This window comes from Streptomyces gottesmaniae (assembly GCF_031845845.1).
GTDB lineage: Bacteria > Actinomycetota > Actinomycetes > Streptomycetales > Streptomycetaceae > Streptomyces > Streptomyces akebiae.
This window is the reverse complement of the sequence record NZ_JAVRFJ010000020.1, coordinates 65,404-86,315: the sequence shown is the minus strand read 5'-3', so window position 1 is coordinate 86,315 and position 20,912 is coordinate 65,404. Positions and strand designations below refer to the sequence as shown.

At 69.2% G+C, this 20,912-nt stretch carries 16 protein-coding genes; 1 reads left to right on the top strand and 15 read right to left on the bottom strand.

Features of this window, described 5'->3' with window-relative positions; translation table 11 throughout:
- Positions 1–115 precede the first annotated feature (115 nt).
- The 14 genes from RM704_RS23010 to RM704_RS22945 form a co-directional block, all read right to left on the bottom strand.
- A complete protein-coding gene (locus RM704_RS23010; RefSeq protein WP_033530257.1) occupies positions 116–955 on the bottom strand; it encodes an IS5 family transposase in 840 nt (279 codons plus the stop codon).
- Positions 956–1,429: 474 nt separating this feature from the next.
- Positions 1,430–2,863, bottom strand: coding sequence for a family 43 glycosylhydrolase (locus RM704_RS23005; protein WP_033530256.1), 1,434 nt, complete (start codon positions 2,861–2,863; stop codon positions 1,430–1,432).
- Between the two features lie 64 nt (positions 2,864–2,927).
- Positions 2,928–5,540, bottom strand: coding sequence for an alpha-L-rhamnosidase (locus RM704_RS23000; RefSeq protein ID WP_033530255.1), 2,613 nt, complete (start codon positions 5,538–5,540; stop codon positions 2,928–2,930).
- Positions 5,537–6,433, bottom strand: a complete 897-nt coding sequence (locus RM704_RS22995) for a carbohydrate ABC transporter permease (protein WP_033530254.1) — start codon at positions 6,431–6,433, stop codon at positions 5,537–5,539. The genes RM704_RS23000 and RM704_RS22995 overlap by 4 nt, the downstream gene beginning before the upstream one ends.
- A gap of 6 nt (positions 6,434–6,439) precedes the next feature.
- Positions 6,440–7,324: a carbohydrate ABC transporter permease gene (locus tag RM704_RS22990; RefSeq protein WP_033530253.1), complete on the bottom strand. Its 885-nt coding sequence runs from the start codon at positions 7,322–7,324 to the stop codon at positions 6,440–6,442.
- Positions 7,325–7,377: 53 nt separating this feature from the next.
- Positions 7,378–8,673, bottom strand: coding sequence for an ABC transporter substrate-binding protein (locus RM704_RS22985; RefSeq protein WP_033530252.1), 1,296 nt, complete (start codon positions 8,671–8,673; stop codon positions 7,378–7,380).
- A 406-nt stretch (positions 8,674–9,079) separates the two neighbouring features.
- The gene (locus RM704_RS22980) at positions 9,080–10,078 is read right to left on the bottom strand and encodes a LacI family DNA-binding transcriptional regulator (protein WP_033530251.1); all 999 of its coding nucleotides are present in this window, start codon (positions 10,076–10,078) and stop codon (positions 9,080–9,082) included.
- An 809-nt stretch (positions 10,079–10,887) separates the two neighbouring features.
- On the bottom strand, positions 10,888–11,625 hold the full coding sequence (locus tag RM704_RS22975) for an HAD family hydrolase (RefSeq protein ID WP_052146314.1): 738 nt from the start codon (positions 11,623–11,625) through the stop codon (positions 10,888–10,890).
- Positions 11,622–12,431 (bottom strand): DeoR/GlpR family DNA-binding transcription regulator, encoded by an 810-nt coding sequence (locus RM704_RS22970; protein ID WP_033530250.1) that lies wholly within the window; start codon positions 12,429–12,431, stop codon positions 11,622–11,624. Before RM704_RS22970 ends, RM704_RS22975 begins: the two co-directional genes overlap by 4 nt.
- A 161-nt stretch (positions 12,432–12,592) precedes the next feature.
- Complete coding sequence (locus RM704_RS22965; protein WP_033530249.1) at positions 12,593–13,627, bottom strand: zinc-dependent alcohol dehydrogenase; 1,035 nt, start codon at positions 13,625–13,627, stop codon at positions 12,593–12,595.
- Positions 13,628–13,653: 26 nt separating this feature from the next.
- On the bottom strand, positions 13,654–14,661 hold the full coding sequence (locus RM704_RS22960; protein ID WP_033530248.1) for a zinc-dependent alcohol dehydrogenase family protein: 1,008 nt from the start codon (positions 14,659–14,661) through the stop codon (positions 13,654–13,656).
- A complete protein-coding gene (locus RM704_RS22955; protein ID WP_078937323.1) occupies positions 14,658–15,542 on the bottom strand; it encodes a carbohydrate ABC transporter permease in 885 nt (294 codons plus the stop codon). The genes RM704_RS22960 and RM704_RS22955 overlap by 4 nt, the downstream gene beginning before the upstream one ends.
- Positions 15,539–16,501, bottom strand: a complete 963-nt coding sequence (locus RM704_RS22950; RefSeq protein WP_033530247.1) for a carbohydrate ABC transporter permease — start codon at positions 16,499–16,501, stop codon at positions 15,539–15,541. Before RM704_RS22950 ends, RM704_RS22955 begins: the two co-directional genes overlap by 4 nt.
- A gap of 79 nt (positions 16,502–16,580) precedes the next feature.
- Positions 16,581–17,933 carry an ABC transporter substrate-binding protein gene (locus tag RM704_RS22945; protein WP_033530246.1) on the bottom strand — a complete coding sequence of 451 codons (1,353 nt, stop codon included), beginning with the start codon at positions 17,931–17,933 and terminating at the stop codon, positions 16,581–16,583.
- 273 nt (positions 17,934–18,206) lie between these two features.
- Here RM704_RS22945 and RM704_RS22940 point away from each other — a divergent pair, with 273 nt between their 5' ends.
- The gene (locus tag RM704_RS22940) at positions 18,207–19,190 is read left to right on the top strand and encodes a carbohydrate kinase family protein (protein ID WP_052146313.1); all 984 of its coding nucleotides are present in this window, start codon (positions 18,207–18,209) and stop codon (positions 19,188–19,190) included.
- 34 nt (positions 19,191–19,224) lie between these two features.
- Here the strand turns inward: RM704_RS22940 and RM704_RS22935 are convergent, their stop codons facing one another.
- Positions 19,225–20,763 (bottom strand): FGGY-family carbohydrate kinase, encoded by a 1,539-nt coding sequence (locus RM704_RS22935; protein WP_052146312.1) that lies wholly within the window; start codon positions 20,761–20,763, stop codon positions 19,225–19,227.
- Between the last annotated feature and the right edge of the window lie 149 nt (positions 20,764–20,912).

The window sequence follows — 20,912 nt, the reverse complement described above, 5'->3', positions numbered from 1 at the left end:
CAGCGACAGAACGGGAGAGGGTTTTCCGCCCGTGTCCGGCTTCGGCGCGCCGATGAAGGGTGCCCGCGACGCTGCCTAAGAGGGCGTTTGAAGTGGGCATATTGCCCTTGATGCCCTAGTAAGTTCCTCGCCAGGCGGGGGTGGTCTCGTCCGTTATGCGCCTGGCGAGGTTGTCGACCGAGGCGATGTGGATCATGGCTTCGGAGCTGGCGGTGAGGGTCTCGTAGTCGCGGGCGAGACGACTGCGCATCATGATCCAACCGATACTCCGCTCGACCACCCAGCGCCTTTTCACAACGTGAAACCCACGGGCGTCCGGGTTTCTGTTGACGGCCTCGGCGTCGATTCCGAGGCGGGCGCCGTGCTCGACGGCGGCGTTCTTGAAGCCGGTGTCGACCCAGCTCTTGGAGATGGTCGGGTACTTCTCCTTCGCCTGGTCGAGGAGGCGTATTCCCAGGGCGTTCTCCGACAGGCCGGCGGCGGTGACGGTCACAGCGAGGATGAGACCGATCGTGTCGGTGAGGATGCCGCGCTTCTTGCCGAAGATCTTCTTGGCCACATCGGTTCCCTGGCTGGTCAGGGGCACATTGTTGGAGGTCTTCACGCTCTGGGTGTCGATCACGGAGGCGGTCGGCTCGGGCTTGCGTCCCTCCTTCACGCGAGCCAGTCCCGTCAGGTCGTAATTGAGCTGGGCGAAGATCCCTTCGTCGCGCCAGACCGCGTAGTAGGCATAGACGGTGCCGTGACTCGGGAAGTCATGCGGGAGGTATCGCCAGGGGATTCCCGTGCGGTTGACGTAGAGGATTGCGTTGAAGACGTCGCGTAGTTCGACTTTGGCCGGCTTTCCGGTCGGCCGGCGGTCGAGGCGGGCCTTTCTCCAGGCCGTCAACGTCGGCTCGATCAAGGCCCATCGTGCGTCGGACAGGTCACTGGGGTACGGCTTGCGCTCACTCACGGCACACCGTGATCATGCACACGCCGGAGGGATGGATTCCGCCGGCCATCAGGCGATTCCGCGGCGTCTTCAAACCAGACGGACTTCCGGGTACGCGAAAAGGGCCTGACCTGTATAAACGCCCTCTTAGAGGGCATCTGATCTAGGTAGTTGGTGTTCTGGGATGCTTTTGTGACTGGCTACGTCGGCGGTCGTTGCACGGTGCGTGAGTTCTCGCCGTCCGTATCGCAGTGATGTGTCCGATGCCCGCTGGGCTTTGATCGAGCCGGTCTTCGCCGCCTGGCGGGCGTGACGGACCGGTCCCGGCACGGCGGCCCGGGTGCACGACTTGCAAGAGATCGTCCACGACAGCGACCCACAGGCTGACCGCGCTTCGGGGGCGTCGCCGTCAGTGATCGCGCAGATGCCGACTCCGGGCGGGCCGGGGTGCACGGCCCGCCCGGACTCACCGCCGGTCGGCGGTGGCCCTGCCCGTCAGACGACCATCCACTGCTGGTTCGCGCCGGCGGTGCACGTTGACTGGTCCAGGGCCGCGCCGTTGGCGGTAGACGCCCCGGCGACCGCCAGGCACTTGCCGCTGCGCACGTTGGCGAAGGTGACGTAGCCGCCGATCACCGGCGTCCTCGTCCACAGCTGATGCGAGGCCCCGGTGCACGTGGACTGGACGGCCACCGCACCGTCGACGGTGGAGGCGCCGGAGATCTGCAGGCATTTGCCGCTGTTGACGTTACGCAGTTCGTAGTTGGAACCCACGGCGTTGGGCACCCACTGCTGGTTGGCCCCGGAGTTGCAGTTGCCGGAGTTCACCGCCGCCCCGTCCGCCGTGCTCAGAGACCAGACGTCCGCGCACTTGGCGCTGTTGCGGTTCAGCAGGTGGTTGTTGGCGGCCCCCAGCGGACTGGCGATGACGGGCCAGCCGCCCGCGAAGGTCACCTGGCGGATGTCGAGTGTCTCCCGGCCGGAGTCGTTGCCGTCGTAGTAGTGGTAGGCGAGGAACTTGGACGCGCCGTCGTCGTAGGCGTCGGCGCCGCCGGCGGCCACCCTGGGATAGGCACCGGTCAGGACGGTCGTGCCGCCGCCGGAGGCCATGTCGGTGCCGTTCTGGTCCCGGTACGGTCCGGTGATGCTGGTGGACCGGCCGACCACGGTGTAGTAGGTGCTGTTGGTCCCGCTGCAGCACAGGCCCTTGGAGCCGAAGAGGTAGTAGTAGCCGCCGTTGAGGATGATCGTCGGGTTCTCGATGTCGACGGCGATGCGCCAGAGGTTGTGGTCGGTGGTGGACAGCTTGCCGGTGGACTGGTCCAAGACGTGCATGTAGGTGCCGGAGCCGGTCCAGGAACCCCAGGAGATGTAGAGCCGGCCGTCCGGTCCCCAGTCGACGTTGGGGTCGATCGGGTAGTTGACGTCGGTGACCATGCCCTGGTCGGTCCAGGGGCCCTCGATGTTGGTGGCGGTGGCGAGGCCCATCACGGCGTAGTTGGTGCCCCAGCGGGAACCGGCGTAGTACAGGTGGTACTTGCCGTTGAAGTACTTGATGTCCGGTGCCCAGATGTTGGGCGGGGTCGAGCCCAGCGTGCTGGTGATCCAGGACGGGGTCGACTCCCAGACGTTCCCCACCTTGGTCCATCCGGATGCCGCTGTGCCGGCGCACGTCCTGCGGATGGTGATGGATCCACTGGGGTTGAGCGAGTCGTTCTCGAATCCGGTGGAGAAGCCGTAGTGGCAGCTGCCCACCTTGATGACGCTCGGGTCGTGCATGCGCAGATCACCGCTGAGTGCCTGTGCGGGGGCAGCGGTGATCAAGCCGAGAACGGTCAGGAGGGCGACCACGATCGTGGCGAGGACGGAATGCTGACGATGTCTGCGTGTCCCGGGGCGGGACTCATCGGCGGCGTGATGGCTGCTCATGCGAGACTCCTTTGTTTCGCTGGGGTGTTGGCGCGAACCGGCAGGACGCGTACTCGAAGGACGGTCAGTGTGAGTCGGGGCCGGGATACGGTCGTCGGGTGGTGGTGGTCCCGGTCGGCAGGGTGCTGACGCCTCCGTCGGGCCACTCGATCCGTCCGGTGGCCCCCGTCGGCACGGTCGTTTCGACGGTGAGATCCGTTTCCCGCAGCTCCCATCGGATCGCCACGCGGCCGTACGGCGACTCGTGGGCGGCGCTCGCCCAGGTGATGCCGCCGCCCGGTCGTGGGCGGAAGACGATGTCGCGGTAGCCCGGCGTACTCGCGTCGATCCCGGCGACCGTGCTGTGCAGCCACTGTGCGACGGCGCCGAGGGCGTAGTGGTTGAACGAGGTCATCTCGCCGGGATTGACGGTGCCGTCGGGCAGCATGCTGTCCCAGCGCTCCCAGATGGTGGTGGCGTCGTGCTTGAGCGCGTACAGCCACGAGGGGCACTCCTGCTGGAGGAGCAGCGCGTAGGCGGTGTCGTCATGGTGCGTGGTGCTCAGCGCGGGTGCCACCAGCGGAGTACCGATGAATCCGGTCTGGATGGTATGGCCGCCCCCCTCGACCAGTTCGGCCAGGCGCCGTCCGGCGACGGCCCGGGCTGCCTCGTCGGGGAGAAGGTCGAACTGGAGGGCGACGGCGTAGGCGGTCTGGGTGTCGCTGGTCATCAGGCCGCCGGGCAACACGTACGCGTCGGCGAACGCCTGCCGGACTCGTCGCGCGAGTTCTCCGTAGCGGTCCCGGTCGTCCGCACGTCCCAGGACGTCGGCGGTCCATGCCACATGCCGCAGCGACCACGCGTAGTACGCCGTGGCGATGAGATGCCGGTCGGTACGGCCGGCTCCGGGGTCGTCCGGCGGTGCGAACGGGTCGAGCCAGTCGCCGAGTTGGTAGCCGCGATTCCACAGGCCCGACTCGTCGGCGAGTTCGGTGATGAGGTCGACCCATCGCCGTGCGCTCTCGTACTGGGCGGCGAGCAGAGCGGTGTCGCCCGAGGCCCGGTAGAGCTCCCACGGAGTGAGTGCCACGACGTCGCCCCAGCCGGCGCCCGGTCGGGCGGGGGTCCACTGCTCGCCTCCCGGGATCGAGGGGACGTACCAGGGGACGGTCCCGTCGTCGTGCTGTTCGACGGCGACGTCGCGCAGCCAGGAGGCGAGCATGCCGTGGCAGTCGTACAGGAAGGCGGCGGTGGGGGCGAAGACCTGGATGTCGCCGGTCCAGCCGAGCCGCTCGTCACGCTGCGGGCAGTCGGTGGGAAGGTCGACGAAGTTGCCGCGCAGGCTCCACACCACGTTCTCGTGCAGGCGGTTGACCTGCTCGTCGGAGCACTCGAACCAGCCGGTGCGGGCCATGTCGGTGTGGTGGACGCGGGCGACGATGTCGCGGCCCGGGTCGCCGCCGCACCAACCGGTGATCTCGGCGTACCGGAACCCGTGGATGGTGAAGCGCGGCTCCCAGGTCTCAGGTGCGCCGCCCCGCAGGGTGTACCGGTCGGTGGACACGGCATCGCGCAGGGGGCGCACGCACAGCTCTCCGTCCTGGAGCACCTCGGCGTGGCGGATGACGACCGTGTGCCCGGCGGGACCGGACACGGTGATGCGGACCCTGCCGACGAGGTTCTGCCCGAAGTCCACCAGGAGCCGGTCGGCGTCGAGCGCGGTCACCAGGACAGGGGTGATCTCCTGCGTGCAGCGCACCGGCGGGCCGGTGGGGGCGACCAGGGTCGCCGGGTCCCGGTCGACGAGGTCCACCGGCGACCAGTCGCCGTCGTCGAACCCTGGACTCGACCAGCCGGGCTGTTCCTCGCGCGCGTCGTAGGTCTCGCCGTCGAGCAGTCCCGAGGCAAGGATGGGGCCCTGGCCGGTGCGCCATGAGGTGTCGGTGCCGACGACGGTGACGGTTCCGTCGCGGTGGACGATCTCCAGTTGGGCGATGAGCGCGACCCGGTCGCCATAGAGGTCGGTGTTCCCACCGCCGAAGCCCAGCCGCCCTCGGTACCAGCCGTCGGCCAGCCACGCGCCGAGGGCGTTGGCACCGGCGCGCAGGTGGTCGGTGACGTCGTGGGTCTGATAGCGCAGCCGGTGGTGGTAGCTGGTCCAGCCGGGCGCGAGGGCGTGGTCGCCGACCCGTCTGCCGTTGATCTCGATCTCGTACAGGCCGTGGGCGGTGACGTACAGCCGTGCGCGTTCGACGTCCGCGGCGACGGTGAATTCCTTGCGCAGCAGGGGCGGTCGCCGCTCGGCGTCCGGCCTCTCCGAATGGTGCGGCTCGTGCGGCGAGATCGCGCGGGCCGTCCAGTCCGTCGGTGTCAGCAGGCCCGTCTCGATGCGCAGGGGTGGGCTCCAGCCGCCGGCCGCCTGGTCGGTTCCGCGGACCCGCACCCGGACCTCGCAGGCTTCCCGGGACGTCAGTGGCCGCAGGGGCCAGGGGACGAGCACGGAGTCCCGAGAGGTCACCCAGCCCGTGCGGTGCGTCCCGTCGGCGCGGGTGGCCTCGATCTCATACGCGTGCTGCGTCCAGCCGGCGGGTGCTGTGGTCTTCCAGGAGATCCGGGGCGACGACTCGCCGATGCCGAACGGCTCCCGGTGATGTTCCGCGGTCGGGAGGGCCACCGCGGGTATCCGTTCGGCGCTCATCCCTTCACCGCGCCGGCGGTCAGGCCCTTGATGATGCGCTGGTTGATCAGCAGGTAGAGCACCAGGGCGCCGACGACGTTGATGCTGATCGCGGCGAACAGCGGTCCGTAGGCCGTCTCTCCGTACTGACCGGTGAAGTTGAGCAGTCCGACCTGGACGGTGCGCAGGCTGTCGTCGGTGGTGAACGTGAGCGAGACGAGCAGGTCGTTCCAGATGAAGAAGAACTGCACCAGCGCGACCGTGAAGACGGCGTTGCGGACGACGGGGAATCCGATCCGCCAGAACGCGGTGAGCATGCCCGCCCCGTCGAGGGTGGCGGCCTCGAAGATCTCGCGCGGGACGGCCCGGAAGTAGGTGGCCATCATGAAGACGGTGAGCGGGAGGCCGACGGCGGTGTAGGTGATGATCAGCGGCCACATCGTGCCGGACAGACCACTTTGGAAGAACACCCGGAACAGGGGCAACAGGATCATCTGGCTGGGCACCATGATGCCCAGCAGGAAGACCAGGAGCACCTGGTGGCGTCCGCGCCAGATCATGACCTCCAGGGCGAAGCCCGCGGCCGTGCCGAGGACGATGATGAGCGCGAGCGAGGGCACGGTGGCCAGGAGGCTGTTGCTGATGTGGAGGCCGACGTTCCCGCTCGTCCAGGCGTCGGCGTAGTTGTGCAGGTCCCACGTCCCCGGCAGCGACCAGGCGGGGTCGTTCACGAACTCGGACTGGGTCTTGAAGGAACTGAGCACAAGCCACAGCAGCGGCGTCACCTCGACGACCACCAGCAGCGTGACGAGGAGGTTCCGCGTCAGGCGCCGGGTATGCGCCCGCCCTCGGCCCGTGGTCGGCCGCGGGCTGGGCAGGAGTTCCCGCGGCGGTGCCGTCAGGGTGTCGGTCATGGAGGTTCAGCCCTTGGTCAGGTCGCGGCGCGAGAAGCGGAAGATGATGAGGGTGACGCCGAGGCAGACGACGGTGAGCAGCGAGGCGATGGTGCTGCCGTAGCCGTAGTCGCCGTAGGAGAACGCGGTGCGGAACATGTAGAGGGTCAGGGGCGTCGTGTCGCTGCCCGGCCCGCCGTTGGTCAGGGCGAGGACCGAGTCGAACACCTTGAGGGTGCCGTTGATGCTGAACACGACCGACGACAGCAGCACGGGCGCGGACAGCGGCAGGACGATGTGCCGGATCAGCCGCCATCCGGTGGCGCCGTCCATTCGCGCCGACTCGAGCGTCTCGTCGGGGATGTCGAGGAGCCCGGCGAAGATGAGGACGCCGTAGAAGCCCATGGAGCGCCACACGTCCATGACGACCAGGACGATGAAGGAGCCGCCCGCGCCGGCGAACCAGTCGCCGTGGTGGATGCCGAGCCCTTCGAGGGCGACGTTGGCCAGGCCGTTCTGCGGCGCGACGGCGAAGAGCTTCTGGAACATCAGGGCCACGGCGACCGTCGGAAGGATCACCGGGAAGAACACCAGGGTACGGACGACCGCGGACGACTTGCGCAGGACGAACACGTAGAGCAGTGCGAGCAGGTACCCGCAGAGGACCTGCCCGGCGCTGACCGCGATCGCGTACTTGAAGGTGAACCACAGCGCCGAGTGCGCCTGCGGGTCGTGCCAGAGCTTGTCGAAGTTTCCGAGCCCCCCGAAGGTGAAGCCCTCGATGACGTTGCCCTTGAAGAAGGTGTAGCCGAGGGACCAGCCCATCGGTACCAGCATGACCAGGGTGTACACCAGCAGCGCCGGGCCCAGCAGGACGGCGATGGCACGGCGGTCTCCCAGAACGGAACGCATGTCGGCTCTCTCACGAAGGGGGGTTGCTGCGGATCACGGTGGTGTGGGAGGGGTCAGCCGTTGTCGAGATCCGCCTGGATCTTCTGCATGAAGTCCTTGGCCGAGAGGGATCCGTTGACGAGCGGCGCGGCGTTCGTCTGGCTGGTCTCTGTCGCCTTCGTATTGAAGAGCGCCTCGAACCACAGGGTGCTGGTCTTGGTCCTGGTGATGGTGTCCTGGACGGTCTGGGTGAGCGGAGGCAGTGTGCCGGTGTCGCCGCCCGGCTTGAACCCGGAGACGGTGCCCTGGTCCTTGAGCGAGGCGGCACCGTAGTTCTTGCTGATGCAGGAGAGCCAGTCGCCGACCTTGGCGTCGTAGGACTTCGCGGAGACGGCGACCGGGAGGCCGACGTTGGCCGGGATCTGGTCCGCGCTGCCCTTGCCGCCCGCGACGGCCGGGAACGGCATGAAGCCGACGTTGTCCGCACCGATCTTGTTCTTGGCCGGGTCGTTGAAGTCGCCGAGCGCCCAGCTGCCCATGTAGTACATCGCGGCCTTGCCGGTCAGGAACTGCTGCGCTGCCGTGTCGTAGTCGATCGATCCGACGCCCTTGCCGAAGTAGCCCGCCTTGCCCAGGTCGGCGATGGCCTGGGCGGCCTTCACGTAGGCGGGGTCCGTCAGCTTGGCCTTGCCGTCGGCCACCGCCTGCAGGGCGTCCGGGCCGAGTGCGCGGTAGATGTAGCCGCTGACCAGACGGGTGAGGGGCCAGCCGTCCTTCCCGTCCGCGGAGAACGGGGTGACACCGGCGCCCTTGAGCTTCGCCGCCGCCGCGACCAACTGGTCGTACGTCGTCGGGACGGTGATGTCGTGGTCGGCGAAGAGCTTCTTGTTGTACCAGATGCCCTCGATGTTGAACTGGTAGGGCATCACGTTGAACTTGCCGTACAGGTTCTCGACGGTCTGGACGGCAGCCGGCTGTATGTCGTTCCAGACGCCGAGGTCCTTGAGCGTCTTCTCCAGGTCGAGGATCTGCCCGGCCTCGTCCAGGGTCTTGGTGAGCTGTGGTGTGCCTCCCGCCGCGAACTGCACCGGCAGGGCGTTCTGGCCGGCGAGAAGCTGCACCTTCTGGTCGACGTTGCCGATCGGCAGCGTCTGGATCTTCAGCGGCAGAGCCTTGTTCTGCGATGCGCACGAGCCCTTGCCCAGGGCCGTGAGCTGCTGCTGCACGATGTGGTTGTCGTCGTTGATGGTGAGGGTGAACGCCTTGACGTCGCCGCCCGAGGCGCTTCCGCCGCAGGCGCTGAGCAGCAGGCTCGCGGTGGTAGCGGTCGCCAGGAGGGCGATACGGCGGGTTCTGAGGGTCTGGTGCACAGGTGCTCCTCGGCGCGCAGTGCGTTGAAACGCTTCAATGGAGGGATGCCGGGAACCTATGACCCGTTTCTGCGTGTGTCAAGGATCTGTCCTGGATGTTTCCGAACCGCATCGGCGGGACGCCGGGACGGGCGGCCGACGGGGCTGCCACGCGCGCGAGGTGACGAACTGCCGGTCAGCGCGGCAGGCTGATGCGGACGGACAGAGGTGCGGACGGGCGCGCAGGTCAGGCGGAGTCCGCTGCGCTTCGACAGCGCTCAAGCGCTCTGGAGGGCGCGGGGAACTGCCCGGCCGGTCACGATGGTGGCGCGGAGGGCCGACAGCGCATCCCGGCACTACCAGCGGAGCGCTTGGCGCGGCCTGTCAGCGCGGCGCGGACGATCAGCTCGGTGCGCCGGCGCGGACGTCAGCTCGGTGCGCTGGCGCGGACGATCAGCTCGGGCTCCAGCACGACGGTGGCATGACGGTGCCGGCTGCCCGAAGCCACCTCGTCCATCAGCAGCCGGATCGCTTCCTGCCCCATCGTCCGGCCCGGCATGTCCACCGCGGTCAGCGGTACAGCCGCGGCGCCGGCCGTGCGGTTGTTCTCGCAGCCGACGACCGCGATGCGGTCGGGCACGCGGATCCCCGCCACGGTGTGCAGCTCATGGATGATGGCGTTGGCCAACTCATCGGTGACGGCGATCAGGCCGTCCGGCAACTCTCCGGGGGCTCGCCGCGCGAGATCCTGCCCGACCACATGTCCGTGGGACGCGGTCAGGCCGACGCTGTCGATCTCCTCCAGGCTGACGCCCGGTCCCGCCTCCTCGACCGCCGCACGCACTCCCCTGCGCCTGTCGCGCACGGGCTGGTAGTCGTCGTGCGCCACCACATAGGCCAGTCGCGTGCGCCCGGTGTCGATGAGATGGCGGGCTGCCAGATATCCGACGTGCTCGTTGTTGACCAGCACCGAACAACAGGTGCCCGGCTTCGGAGCGTAGTTGAGGAGCACGACCTGGCGCCCGTGCGAACGGATGCGGGCGATGCCGGCCGAGGAGTCCTCCATCGGAGCCAGCAGCACGCCGGTGACCCGGGACTCGTCGAAGAGGTCCAGGTAGTCGTCCTGAAGCGTCATGTCGCACGCCGTGTTCGCCAGCAGCAGGTTCTGGCCGGCCGCGCGGGCGGCGTCCTGCGCACCGTGGGCCATGTCGATGAACAGGGAGTTCTCGATGTCGGCGAGCACCATGCCGACGCTGTTGGTCGATCCCGACACCAGCGACCGGGCAGCATCATTGCGCACGAAACCCAGTCGGCCGATGGCTTCGCGGACGCGTTGCGCCGTCGCCGGGCTCACCTTCGACGGATGGTTGAGGACGTTGGAGACGGTGCCGACCGAGACGCCCGCGGCGTCGGCGACGTCCTGCATGCTCGGACCGGCATGCCCCTGTGCTCGCGGACGGGCGGTTGTCACAGCGCTCCTCGACCTCCGGATTCAATCAACCCCGGACCGCACGGCACTCACAGTGACCAGGCTGTCGCGGACAAGCCGCAGAATACATGACGCGCGTTGAAGCGTTCCAAGTCCTTACGTCCAGCCAGGCTCCCAGGGCGGCCGCGCTCGTCGACAACAGCAGGTCACAGCACTGCTCCGAGCTGATCTCCGCTACGACCCCGGCGAGCGCCCGCCGACCAGGGTGAACCAACCGGCGCAGGCGGAACCGCAGCGGAAGCAGGTCTGATCAGGGAAACCGCTGTACGGTAATGTGACGGCCCGCAGAGAGCGTGTGCGTCTTCGCCGTCGACTTCATTGAAGCGCATCAATCAGTGGGCCACCGCACGCGGCGGCCACGCAGGCGCCGCACCACTCCGCGGCCTCCGCCGGGAAGGCCATAACAACAGCCCGGCGTCTGCCGGCCGACTGGTTGGCCGGGCTGCCGGAGCGCCGGAGCGCCGGAGCGCCGGAGCGCCGGAGCCAGGACATCGCGATCGCCCCCTCCGCACGCTTCCGAAGTGCCCTGTTCGGTCTGGTCCTGGAGGAGGCCGACGACCCCGAGGGGGTGTGGGCGGAATTCTGCCCGGGCGCCGTGGGTTTCCGGGCTCCCCGGGACGGCCCGGGCAGGTGCGGCCCACTCTGGTACCCCACTGCGCGAACTCATGGACGTACGCGACGCGGGCTCGCTCACACGGAGGCGATCCGTCGCGGCGGATTCCCGTACGCCCCAGGGACCACCACGGTCAGACCACAAGCCGTTGCACGTCCGTCAGGCCGCGCTCCCCGGTGCGGTGTTCCGCCGGCAGGATGTAGGTGCGCAGACCGCAGGCGGCCGCGCCGCCGTCGCGGACCGGGTTGTCGCCGACCATGAGGGTGGCGCGGGGGTCCGCGCCGAGGTCGGCGCAGGCTTTGAGGAACAGCTGCGGGTCGGGCTTTTCGCGGCCCTGTTCGTAGGAGATGACGCAGGTGTCGATCAACGCGTCCAGCCCGTGGTGGGCGAGGTGGATGCGCAGGTCCCAGGCGAAGTCGCTGACGATGCCGACGCGCAGTCCGCGCCGGCGCAGGGCACGCAGGACCGGTTCGGTGTCGGGATAGGGAACCCAGGCGTCCGGAGCGGTGAGTTCCCGGTAGGCCATCTCCTCCGCGCCACGCAGAAAGTCCACCTGCCCCCACCATCCCCACATGGCGCGGCGGTGCTGTGCGGAAGAGAGATCACGGCCTTCCTGGAGGGCTACGACGGAGGGCAGCCGGAAGGCGGCGCGCAACTGGTCGGAGATCCCGGCCACTGCGCCGGGCTCGTCCAGCACGGCCGGGCGGCCGGCCGCGGAGCCGACCCGGCGCAGCCACGTGTCCAGGTCGATCATCTGGAAGATGGTGTTGCTGAAGTCGAACAGGACGGCCTGGACCGGGGGCACCGGCGCGGCCATCTCGGCGTCGCTGGGGCGGTAGGCGCTCGGTGTTTCGAACAGGGTGTGGATCACAGGGAAGGCTCTTCGGGTTCGACCGTCTCGACGGGGACTTCGAGGTCGCGTATGGCCGCGAGTTCCGTGCCGGGGGTGCCGGTGTCGGTGATGACGGTGTGGTAGTCGGCCACGGTGCCGTACGCGTACGTGGCGGTCTTGCCGAACTTCGAGTGGTCCACCAGGAGCAGCGCCTGTTCGGCGGAGGCGAGCATGGCCAGCTTCACCTCGACGTAGTCGTTCAGGGGGTGGAAGAGGCGTCCTTCCAGGACGGCGGTGGCGGACATCAGGGCGAGGTCTGCCCGGATCTGGGACAGGGCGCGGGTGACGGTGGGGCCGGTGCAGGAGTTGAAGTCGCCGCGGTAGCGGCCGCCCAGCAGGGTGACGTTCACCGCGGGGGCGGCGGACCCGAGGCGCTGCGCGAGGCCGACCGAGTTGGTGACGACGTGCAGCTGATCCACCTCGGCCAGCGCCGGGACCAGGGGGAACAAGGTGGTCGAGTCCTCCATGAGCACCGTGCTGCCCGGTCTGATCCGGCCGGCGACGGCCGCGCACAGCGCGTTCTTGGCCGCGAGGGCGCTGTTCTCACGGAAGCGGGTGGCCGTCTCCATGGTGAGGGCGGGGAACGCCACAGCCCGCCCGCGCTCCTTGCGCAGCAGATGCCGCCCGGTGAGGTCGTCCAGGTCCCGGTGCATCGTCATCAGGCTGACGTCGAAGTGCCGGGCCAGGTCGTCGATGCGGGTCTCGCCATGATCGGCGACGTACCGCAGCACGGCCTGGCGCCGCTCCTCGACGGCCGCCTGGGACAGTCGCGTACGGCCGGTCACGGCGCCCCTCCTTCCCGCTCGCTCCGGTCTCGCAGTTTCCCACACGGGCCGGTGCGGGTCGGGGCCCGTCCGGCTCGCGGGACTCGGGCCGCTCGTGCGGCGGCGGCGTACGACCTGCGTGTCCGTGTCCATCTCCGCGTCTCTGCTCGCGTGGCCGTGGGCTACGGTCCGTCCACCGTGACCAGCACCTTGACCTGCTCGGGGTCGACTGATGCGGCGAACGCCTTGGCGGCGTCCTCCAGCGGGTAGGTGGCGGTGACGATCTCGGCGGTGTCGATGGCGCCGGAAGTGATCAGGGACATCGCGGTGCGGTAGTCGTCGCCGGTGTACATCAGGGTGCCCTCGACGCGGATCTCCCGGTCCTGGATCAGGTCGAGGCGGACCGGGGTGGTGCCGGCGGCGCCGACGCCGACGACGATGATCGTGCCGCCTTTGGTGACCAGGTCGGTGGCCTGGGCGATGGACTGTTCGCGCGCCACGCAGTCGAAGACCACGTCGGCCGGTCCGCCGAGCGCCGCGTGGGCCTGGTCGGCGAGGTCGGCGGCGTCGGCGGGCAGGGCCGTGTCGGCTCCGAGACGCAGGGCGCGGTCCCGCTTGCCCGGCAACAGGTCGGTGACCGCGATCTTCGCGGCGCCCGCGTGCCGGGCGGCAGCGAGGACGAGCAGACCGATCGGCCCGGCGCCGAGCACGACGACCGCGCGTCCGGTGAGGTCACCGGCCTTCGCCACGGCGTGCACCGGGGTGGCCAGGGGCTCGACCAGGGCGGCCTCGATGTCCGTCATACCGTCGGGGACGCGGTGGACACGGTCGGCCGGGATGGTGAACAGATCGGCCATGGCGCCGGGCGTCTGGCAGCCGAAGACCTTCAGCTCCTGGCAGATGTTGTAGCGGCCGGAGCGGCACTGGGGGCACCGGCCGCAGTACAGGTTGGGCTCGATGATCACCCGGTCTCCGGGGACGAAGTCCTCGGCTCCCTTTCCTGCCGCGGCGACGATGCCCACCGCCTCGTGTCCGGGACGGTAGGGCAGGTCGACGAAGGGGTGGTGGCCGGCCGCGGCATGGGTGTCGGAGCCGCATACGCCGACGACCGTGGTGCGTATGAGGAGTTCGTCGACCCCGGGGACGGGGACCGGCACTTCCTCGAGGGTGATGTCGTCGAGGGATCGGACGAGAACGCGGCGGATCTGCTCGGTCATGGGGGGTTTCCGTTCGGTTCGGGCGTTCACGCGGTGGCGAGGCCGGGCTGGATCTGGATCTTGCGGCCGATGCCCGCCTGGAAGCGGGTGACCGCGTCCGGGAACGCCGCCAGCGGGAGGCGGTCACTGATGAAGACGCGCGGGTCGATGACACCGGTGGCGAAGAGGTCCACCGCGCGTTCGAAGCTGTGCAGGACCGCCATGGAGCCGGTGATCGTGATCTCCTGGTTGTAGATCTTGTACGGCTCGATGGTGGCCCGGGTGACATGGTCGGCGACCCCGAACTGCAGGTACGTGCCGCCTTTGCCCACCCGGCCGAGGGCGTCCTGAATGGCTTTCGCGTTGCCGGTGGCGTCGATGACCAGATCCCATCCGTAGGGCGGCCGGTCGAGCTCATCGGCGGACGCGGCACCGGCGGAGCAGCCCAACTGCCATGCCGTGGCCAGGCGTTCGGCGTTGATGTCGACGACGTCGACGCTCGCGGCGCCGGTGGCCTTGGCGAGCTGGAGCATCATCAGGCCCATGGTTCCGGCGCCGTAGACGAGCACCCGAGAGGCGAGGCGGCTGCGCAGGACGTCGTAGCCACGCACCGCGCAGGACAGGGGCTCGATCAGGGCCGCGTCCTGGGCGTCCACATGGTCGGGCAGTCGTACGCAGTTGGCGACGGGCGCCACGGCGTACTCGGCGGCGGCGCCCGGATGGGTGACGCCGATGGCGGCCCAGCGTTCGCAGAGGTTGTTGTGGCCGAGGCGGCAGTAGTGGCACGCGAAGCAGTACAGCGACGGGTCCACGGCGACTCGATCGCCGAGCGCGAGTTCGGTGACCTCGCCACCGAGGGCCACGACCTCCCCGGCGAACTCGTGGCCGGGGACGATGGGCAGCTTCGGGGCGAACTCCCCCTGGAGGATGTGCAGATCCGTGCCGCACAGTCCGGTGGCCGCGACCTCGACGACGACTTCGCGCGGACCGGGAGCGGGGTCGTCGACGGTGGCGATCTCGATACTGCCGGGCTGGGTGATGACGGCCGCTCTCACTTCACCGCTCCCAGGGACAGGCCGCGGACCAGCTTGTCCTGGGCGGCGAAACCGGCGATGAGGACGGGCAGTGAGACCAGGGTGGCCGCCGCGCACAGCCGGGCCAGGAACAGGCCCTCGTTGGTGATGAAGCCGACCAGGAACACCGGCGCGGTGGACGCCTGCGTGGCGGTGAGGTTCACGGCGAACATGAACTCGTTCCAGCTGAAGATGAAGCAGATCAGCGAGGTGGCGGCGAGTCCGGGCATGGCGACCGGTGCGACGACCCGCCACAGCACGGTGAGCAGGCCCGCGCCGTCGACCTCGGCCGCCTCCAGGATCTCCTTGGGGACCTCGGCGAGGAAGGAGCGCATCATCCATACCGCGATCGGCAGGTTCATGGCGGTGTAGAGGATGACCAGCGTCCACACGTTGTCCAGCATCCCGGCGTCCTTGACGATCAGGTACACCGGCAGCAGGGCCGCGATGGCGGGGAGGAACTTGGTGGACAGGAAGAAGAACATCACGTCGGTCCACTTCTCGACCGGCTTGATGGACAGCGCGTAGGCCGCCGGCACCGCCAGGGCGAGGACCAGGATCGTGGAAAGGATGCTGGCCATGGCCGAGTTGAGGAGGAAGGGGGTGATGTCCCGGCTGAACAGGAGTGTGTACTGGTCGAAGGTGACAGCGGCGAAGGGGGTGGGCGGGTTGGTGGCCGCGTCGGCCTCCTGGTGGAAGGAGGTGAGGACCATCCAGGCCACCGGCGCGAAGAACGCCAGGGTGGCGAGCCAGGCGACGAAGGTCCACAGGGGTGAGAGCCGGGGCTCACCGCCCTGGTCCGGCTTGCGGCGGAAGAGCTTGGTGAGCCTCGCTCCGGGCGCGGCGACTGCTGCATGGGTCATCGGGATGTCTCCTCGCGGAACAGCGACGCGATGGTGCGCAGCGCGAAGGTCGCGATGACGAACGCGCCGAGGACGACGACGACACCGGCGGCGGCTGCCTCGCCGTACTCGTACTTGCGGAACATGGTCAGGTAGATCTCGTAGGGCAGGTTGGTGGTCTGGGAGCCGGGGCCGCCCTGGGTGATGGTGAAGACCGCGTCGAAGGTCTGCACGACGTAGATCGTGCCGAGCAGAACGCCCAGTTCGATGTACTGGCGCAGGTGCGGCAGCGTGATGTGGCGGAAGGTCTGGAGCGCGGAGGCGCCGTCCATGCGTGCCGCCTCGAGGACGTCACCGGGCTGTGCCTGCAGGCCGGCCAGGAGGATCAGCATCATGAACGGGGTCCACTGCCAGACCAGCGAGATCACGACGGCGGGCATCGGGTAGGACGAGATCCAGTCGACCGTGGGGCCGTTGTCCGCGCCGAAGAACCTGTAGACGGCGTTGAGGGTGCCGTTGAGCAGGCCGTAGTCGGGGTTGTAGATGGCGTGCTTCCACAGGAGCGCCGCCGCGACCGGCATGACCAGGAACGGGGCGATGAGCAGGGTGCGGGCCAGCCCGCGGCCGGCGAACCGGCGGTCGAGGAGCATCGCCAGACCGAGTCCGAGGATCACGCTGATGACCACCACGGACGCGGTGAGCACGACGGTGTTGAGCACGGCTGTGCGCAGCCGCTCGTCTGTGAAGACGAACGAGAAGTTGGACAGACCGACGAAGTGCCTCTCGCCCGGCTTGAGGATGTTCCACTGGAAGGGGGAGATGATCAACGTGGCCACGAAGGGCAGCTGCGTGACGACGATGGTGAAGATCAGCGCGGGCAGCAGTGGGATGCGACGCTTCCACTGGGCCGCCGCGCCCGAGGACTTCCGGGTGCGGACGGATGGGGGTGCTGTCTTGGGGGGTGCGGTGAGCGTGGTCATGAATGGTTCCTCTGCCGGTGAAGGCCGGGGTCGCGGGGAGCGGCGCCCGGCCGGCATGAGGCCGGCCGGGCGCTGAAGGTCACTTCTGGTAGGTCTTGGCGACGTCCTCGGCCAGCTTCTGGCCGTCGTCGAGGGCCTTGTCCACGCTGGTCTTGCCGGCGATCGCGGCGGAGATCTCCTGGGTCACCTTGGTGCCCAGGTCCTGGAACTCGGGGATGGCCACGTACTGGATGCCCACGGTCGGCCGGGGCTGGACGCCCGGGTTGGCCGGGTCGGCGCCCTCGATGGACTTCAGGGTGATGTCACCGAACGACGCGGCGGCCTTCTTGTACTCCGGGATCTCGTACGTGCTGGCCCGCTTGCCGGCCGGGACGCGCGCCCAGCCGAGCTTCTCGCCGACGAGGTTCTCGTACTTCTTGCTGGAGGCCCACAGCATGAACTGCGAGGCGGCGTCGGCGTTCTTCGTGGTCTTGGGCATGGCCCACGACCAGGCCCACAGCCAGCCGCTGCTGTCCGTCTTGACGGTCGGCGCGTAGGCGTAGCCGACGTTGCCGGCGATCTTGCTGGAGGCGGGGTCCTCCAGCGACCCGGCCGCGCTGGTCGCGTCGTACCACATGGCGACCTTCTTCTGGCTCAGCGCGTTCAGGCACTCGGTGAACCCGGCCTGCGGGGCGCCGGCTTCACCGTGCTCGCGGACCAGGTCGACGTAGAACTTCGTGGCCTCCTTGAAGCCGCCGCTGTTGACCTGCGCCTTCCAGTCCTTGGTGAACCAGGTGCCGCCGAAGGTGTTGACCATGGACGTCAGCGGCGCCCCCAGCTCGCCCCAGCCGGCCAGACCGCGCAGGCAGATGCCCTTCATGCCGGGCTCGGCGCCGTCGACCTCGGCCGCGATGTCGGCGATCTGCTGCCAGGTCGGCCGTTCGGGCACCGTGATGCCCTTCGCCTCCATGACGGCCTTGTTGTACATGAGCATGGAGGACTCGCCGTAGAACGGCAGGGCGTAGAGCTTGCCGTCCGAGCCGGTGAGCGACTGGACCATCGGCTTGAGCAGGTCGGCCTTGTCGAAGCCCTTGTCCTTGTCGGCGTAGGAGCCCAGGTCGTGCAGCCAGCCGTTCTTCTCCCAGATCGGCACCTCGTAGGCGCCGATGGTGGCGACGTCGTACTGGCCGGCCTGGGTGGCGATGTCCTGGGTGACTTTGTCGCGCAGCTCGTTCTCGGGAAGGATCGTGAAGTTGACCTTGATCCCGGTGTCCTTGGTGAAGTTGTCCTTGGTCAGCTTCGCGATGTCCTCCATCTGCGGGTTGCCGACCATCAGGACGTTGATGCTCTTCCCTCCGCCCGAGGACCCGCCGGCTCCGGCTCCGGAACAGGCTGTGGCGAGCAGGGCGGTGGCGGCGGCGCCGGCTATGAGGGCATATCTGGTCGATGCCATGTGACGGGGGGCCTCTCGTGCGGGTTCGCCGGGACCTCGACTGAGGCGCGGCGGGTCGAGCAGGGGTATGGATGCGTCCTTGGGGAGTCGGGCGCGTTTCGATGGCCGAATTATTAGCAGGAGACTGCGCCGTTGTTAACACATCTTGCGAGAAAAACTCTGCGGACTTATCGTCAAGCGCTCCCTGAAGGGGCTACGAGCCTCCATCGAACAGCCCCGCCATACAGCCCAGCCGAGCTCTCGGCCTGTCGCCGCCGTCCCCGAGGAACCCACATGAGCACCAGACCGGAACCCACGGATCAGCCCGCCGTCGTCGTCGCCGGCGACGCGCTGGTGGACCTCACCCCCGCCCGAACGGCCGACGGTGCCGCGGCGTTCCAGCCGCGCCCGGGCGGCTCGTGCCTCAACGTCGCCGCCGGTCTCGGCCGACTCCGAGTCCCCACGGCACTGCTCGCGCGCATCTCCGACGACCACTTCGGCGATCTCCTGCGCGCGCACCTAGCGGCCTCCGGCACCCGGCTCACCCATACGCTGCCCACGGCCGACCCCACCACCCTCGCCGCCGTGCATCTGCGCGAGGACGGGTCGGCCGCCTACTCCTTCCACGCGAACGGCACCGCCGACCGCGGCCTGCTCCCTGAACACCTCGCCGCTCTCCCGGACGGCGGCACGCTACCTGCGGGGACGGCTCTGCACCTCGGGTCGCTGGGCCTGCTGCTCGAACCCCTGGCCTCCACGCTCGACGGACTGATTCGCCGGGAGGCGGGGCGGCGACTGGTGTCCCTCGACCCGAACGTGCGGTCGGGCCTGGTCACCGACCGCGCCACCTATCTCAGGCGGTTCGCCGAGTGGGTGGCGCTCGCCGACGTGGTGAAGGCGAGCGATGAGGACCTGGCCTGGCTCCACCCCGGTGAGCCCTACGAGGCGGTGGCCGAACGCTGGCTCGCCTCCGGGGCGGGACTCGTGCTGATCACGTTCGGCTCCCGGGGCGCCTGGGCCGTCGGCCGCGACGCCCGGGTCCATGTGCCGGCCCCGTCGGTCCAGGTCGTCGACACGGTCGGAGCGGGCGACGCCTTCACCGCCGGAGTGCTCGCCCATCTGCACCACACCGGCCGACTCAGCCGCGAAGGCGTCGACCATCTCGGCGCCGACACGCTTGCCCGGCTGCTGTCGTACGCCGTGGAGATCGCGGCCGACACCTGCACCCGCGCCGGCGCCCAGCCGCCGTACCGCTACGACGGCGTGCCCCTCATCTAGCGGCAATGGCCATGCCCGGAGGCTTGTCGATCCCTCATGTCGCCGACTCGTCCGGCACTCGCCCCGGACGCTCGGGCGCGTCCAGACGGGCCCAGACCGGTCCGAGAGCCCCCAACGCCTCTTGGTACACCGCATACGCCTCGTCGAGTACGGCGACCCGGTCGGGGTCGGGTTCATGTCGTCTGAGCACGGTGGCTCCGGCGCGCGGGTCCGTCACGTCGTCGAGCAGTCCGACGGCGGTGGCGGCGAGCAGCGCCGCCCCACGGGCAGCACTCTCTTGCACGTCGGTCACCTCGACCGGCCGCCGCAGGGCGTCGGCGAACATCTGGCTCCACACCTCGCTGCGCGCGGCGCCGCCGGTCAGCCGGGCCGACCCGCTGATCGGCAGCTTCGAGCACAGGGCGTCGACGTGCCAACGGTGATTGAGGACGACGCCTTCCATCAGGGCCCGCAGCAGATGTCCGCGACCGTGCCAGCCGCGCAGCCCGAGGAACGTGCCGGACGTGGGATGCGGGTGCGGGGAGCCGTAGACGAACGGGTGGAACAGCACCTCCGACGGACCGTCCAGGTGTGCCTCGACCTCGCGGCCGATCACCTCGTGGACGCCGTCCCGCTGGTCGGCCGGCGCACCTGTCACCCGCAGGAACCACTCCATGTTCGCCAGCGACGCGGGCGAGGTGGACATGGTCATCCACTGGCCCGGGCGGACGAAGTGACGAACCTGCCAGCGCGGATCGACGACGGGGTGCTTGCCGACCACCTGGTTGATGCTGAACGACCCGGCGATCAGGCACAGTTCGCCCGGCTCGGTGCCGCCGACCCCGAGCGCGGCTGCATCGACGTCATGGGCGCCCGTCACGACGGGGGTGCCCGCGGTCAGCCCGGTGAGCGCCGCGGCGTCACGGGTGACGGTTCCGCTCAACGCGTCGCACGCCAGGACGGGTGGCAGCATGTCGGCGAGCGCGCCGAGGCCGTACAGGTCGAGCAGCTCTGGCGAGTAGCCGCCCCGCCGCATGTCGGTGAACGAGGCACTGGCGTCCGTGGGATCGGTGGCCGCCACGCCCGTCAGGCGCAGGCGCAGCCAGTCCTTGCAGGACAACAGCCAACGCGCCCGCTGAAGCACCCCTGGTTCGTGACGGGCGAGCCAGGCCAGCAGAGCGGCCGGGGAGCCCGCGAAGGGGACCGTGCCCGACAACTCCAGGGCACGGGACCAGACCGGAGTGCCCCGCCACTCCTCCAGCACCGGTTCGGCACGCGTGTCCATCGCCACGATCGCGGAGCGCGCCGGCCGACCGAGCTCGTCGACGGCGTACAGTCCGTCGCCGTGCCCGGCCAGTCCCACCGCGGCGACAGCCCGCCCCGCGTCCGGACCGGCCTCGGCGAGACAGGCGGCGATGGCCTGGTGCGCCGTTCGCCACACGTCGTCCATGTCCCGCTCGACCCAGTACGGGCGAGGGGTGGACAGCGGCAGCATGCCGCTGCCCTGCGCCACCGGCCGGCCGGCGGCGTCGAACAGAACGGCCTTGGTCACGGTGTGCCCCGCGTCGACACCGAGCACCAGTTCACGCGCCACCGCTCACACCCACCCACGTCCGAAGAGTTGACCACCGTGACCCCACCGGCCGGTCGCGGCGAGGTGCGACGACCGTGGCGTTACGGCCGGACTCCGGTACGGCCACGCCGCGTGCTGTTGGGCATCGAAGCAGTACCCGGCAGGGAGGA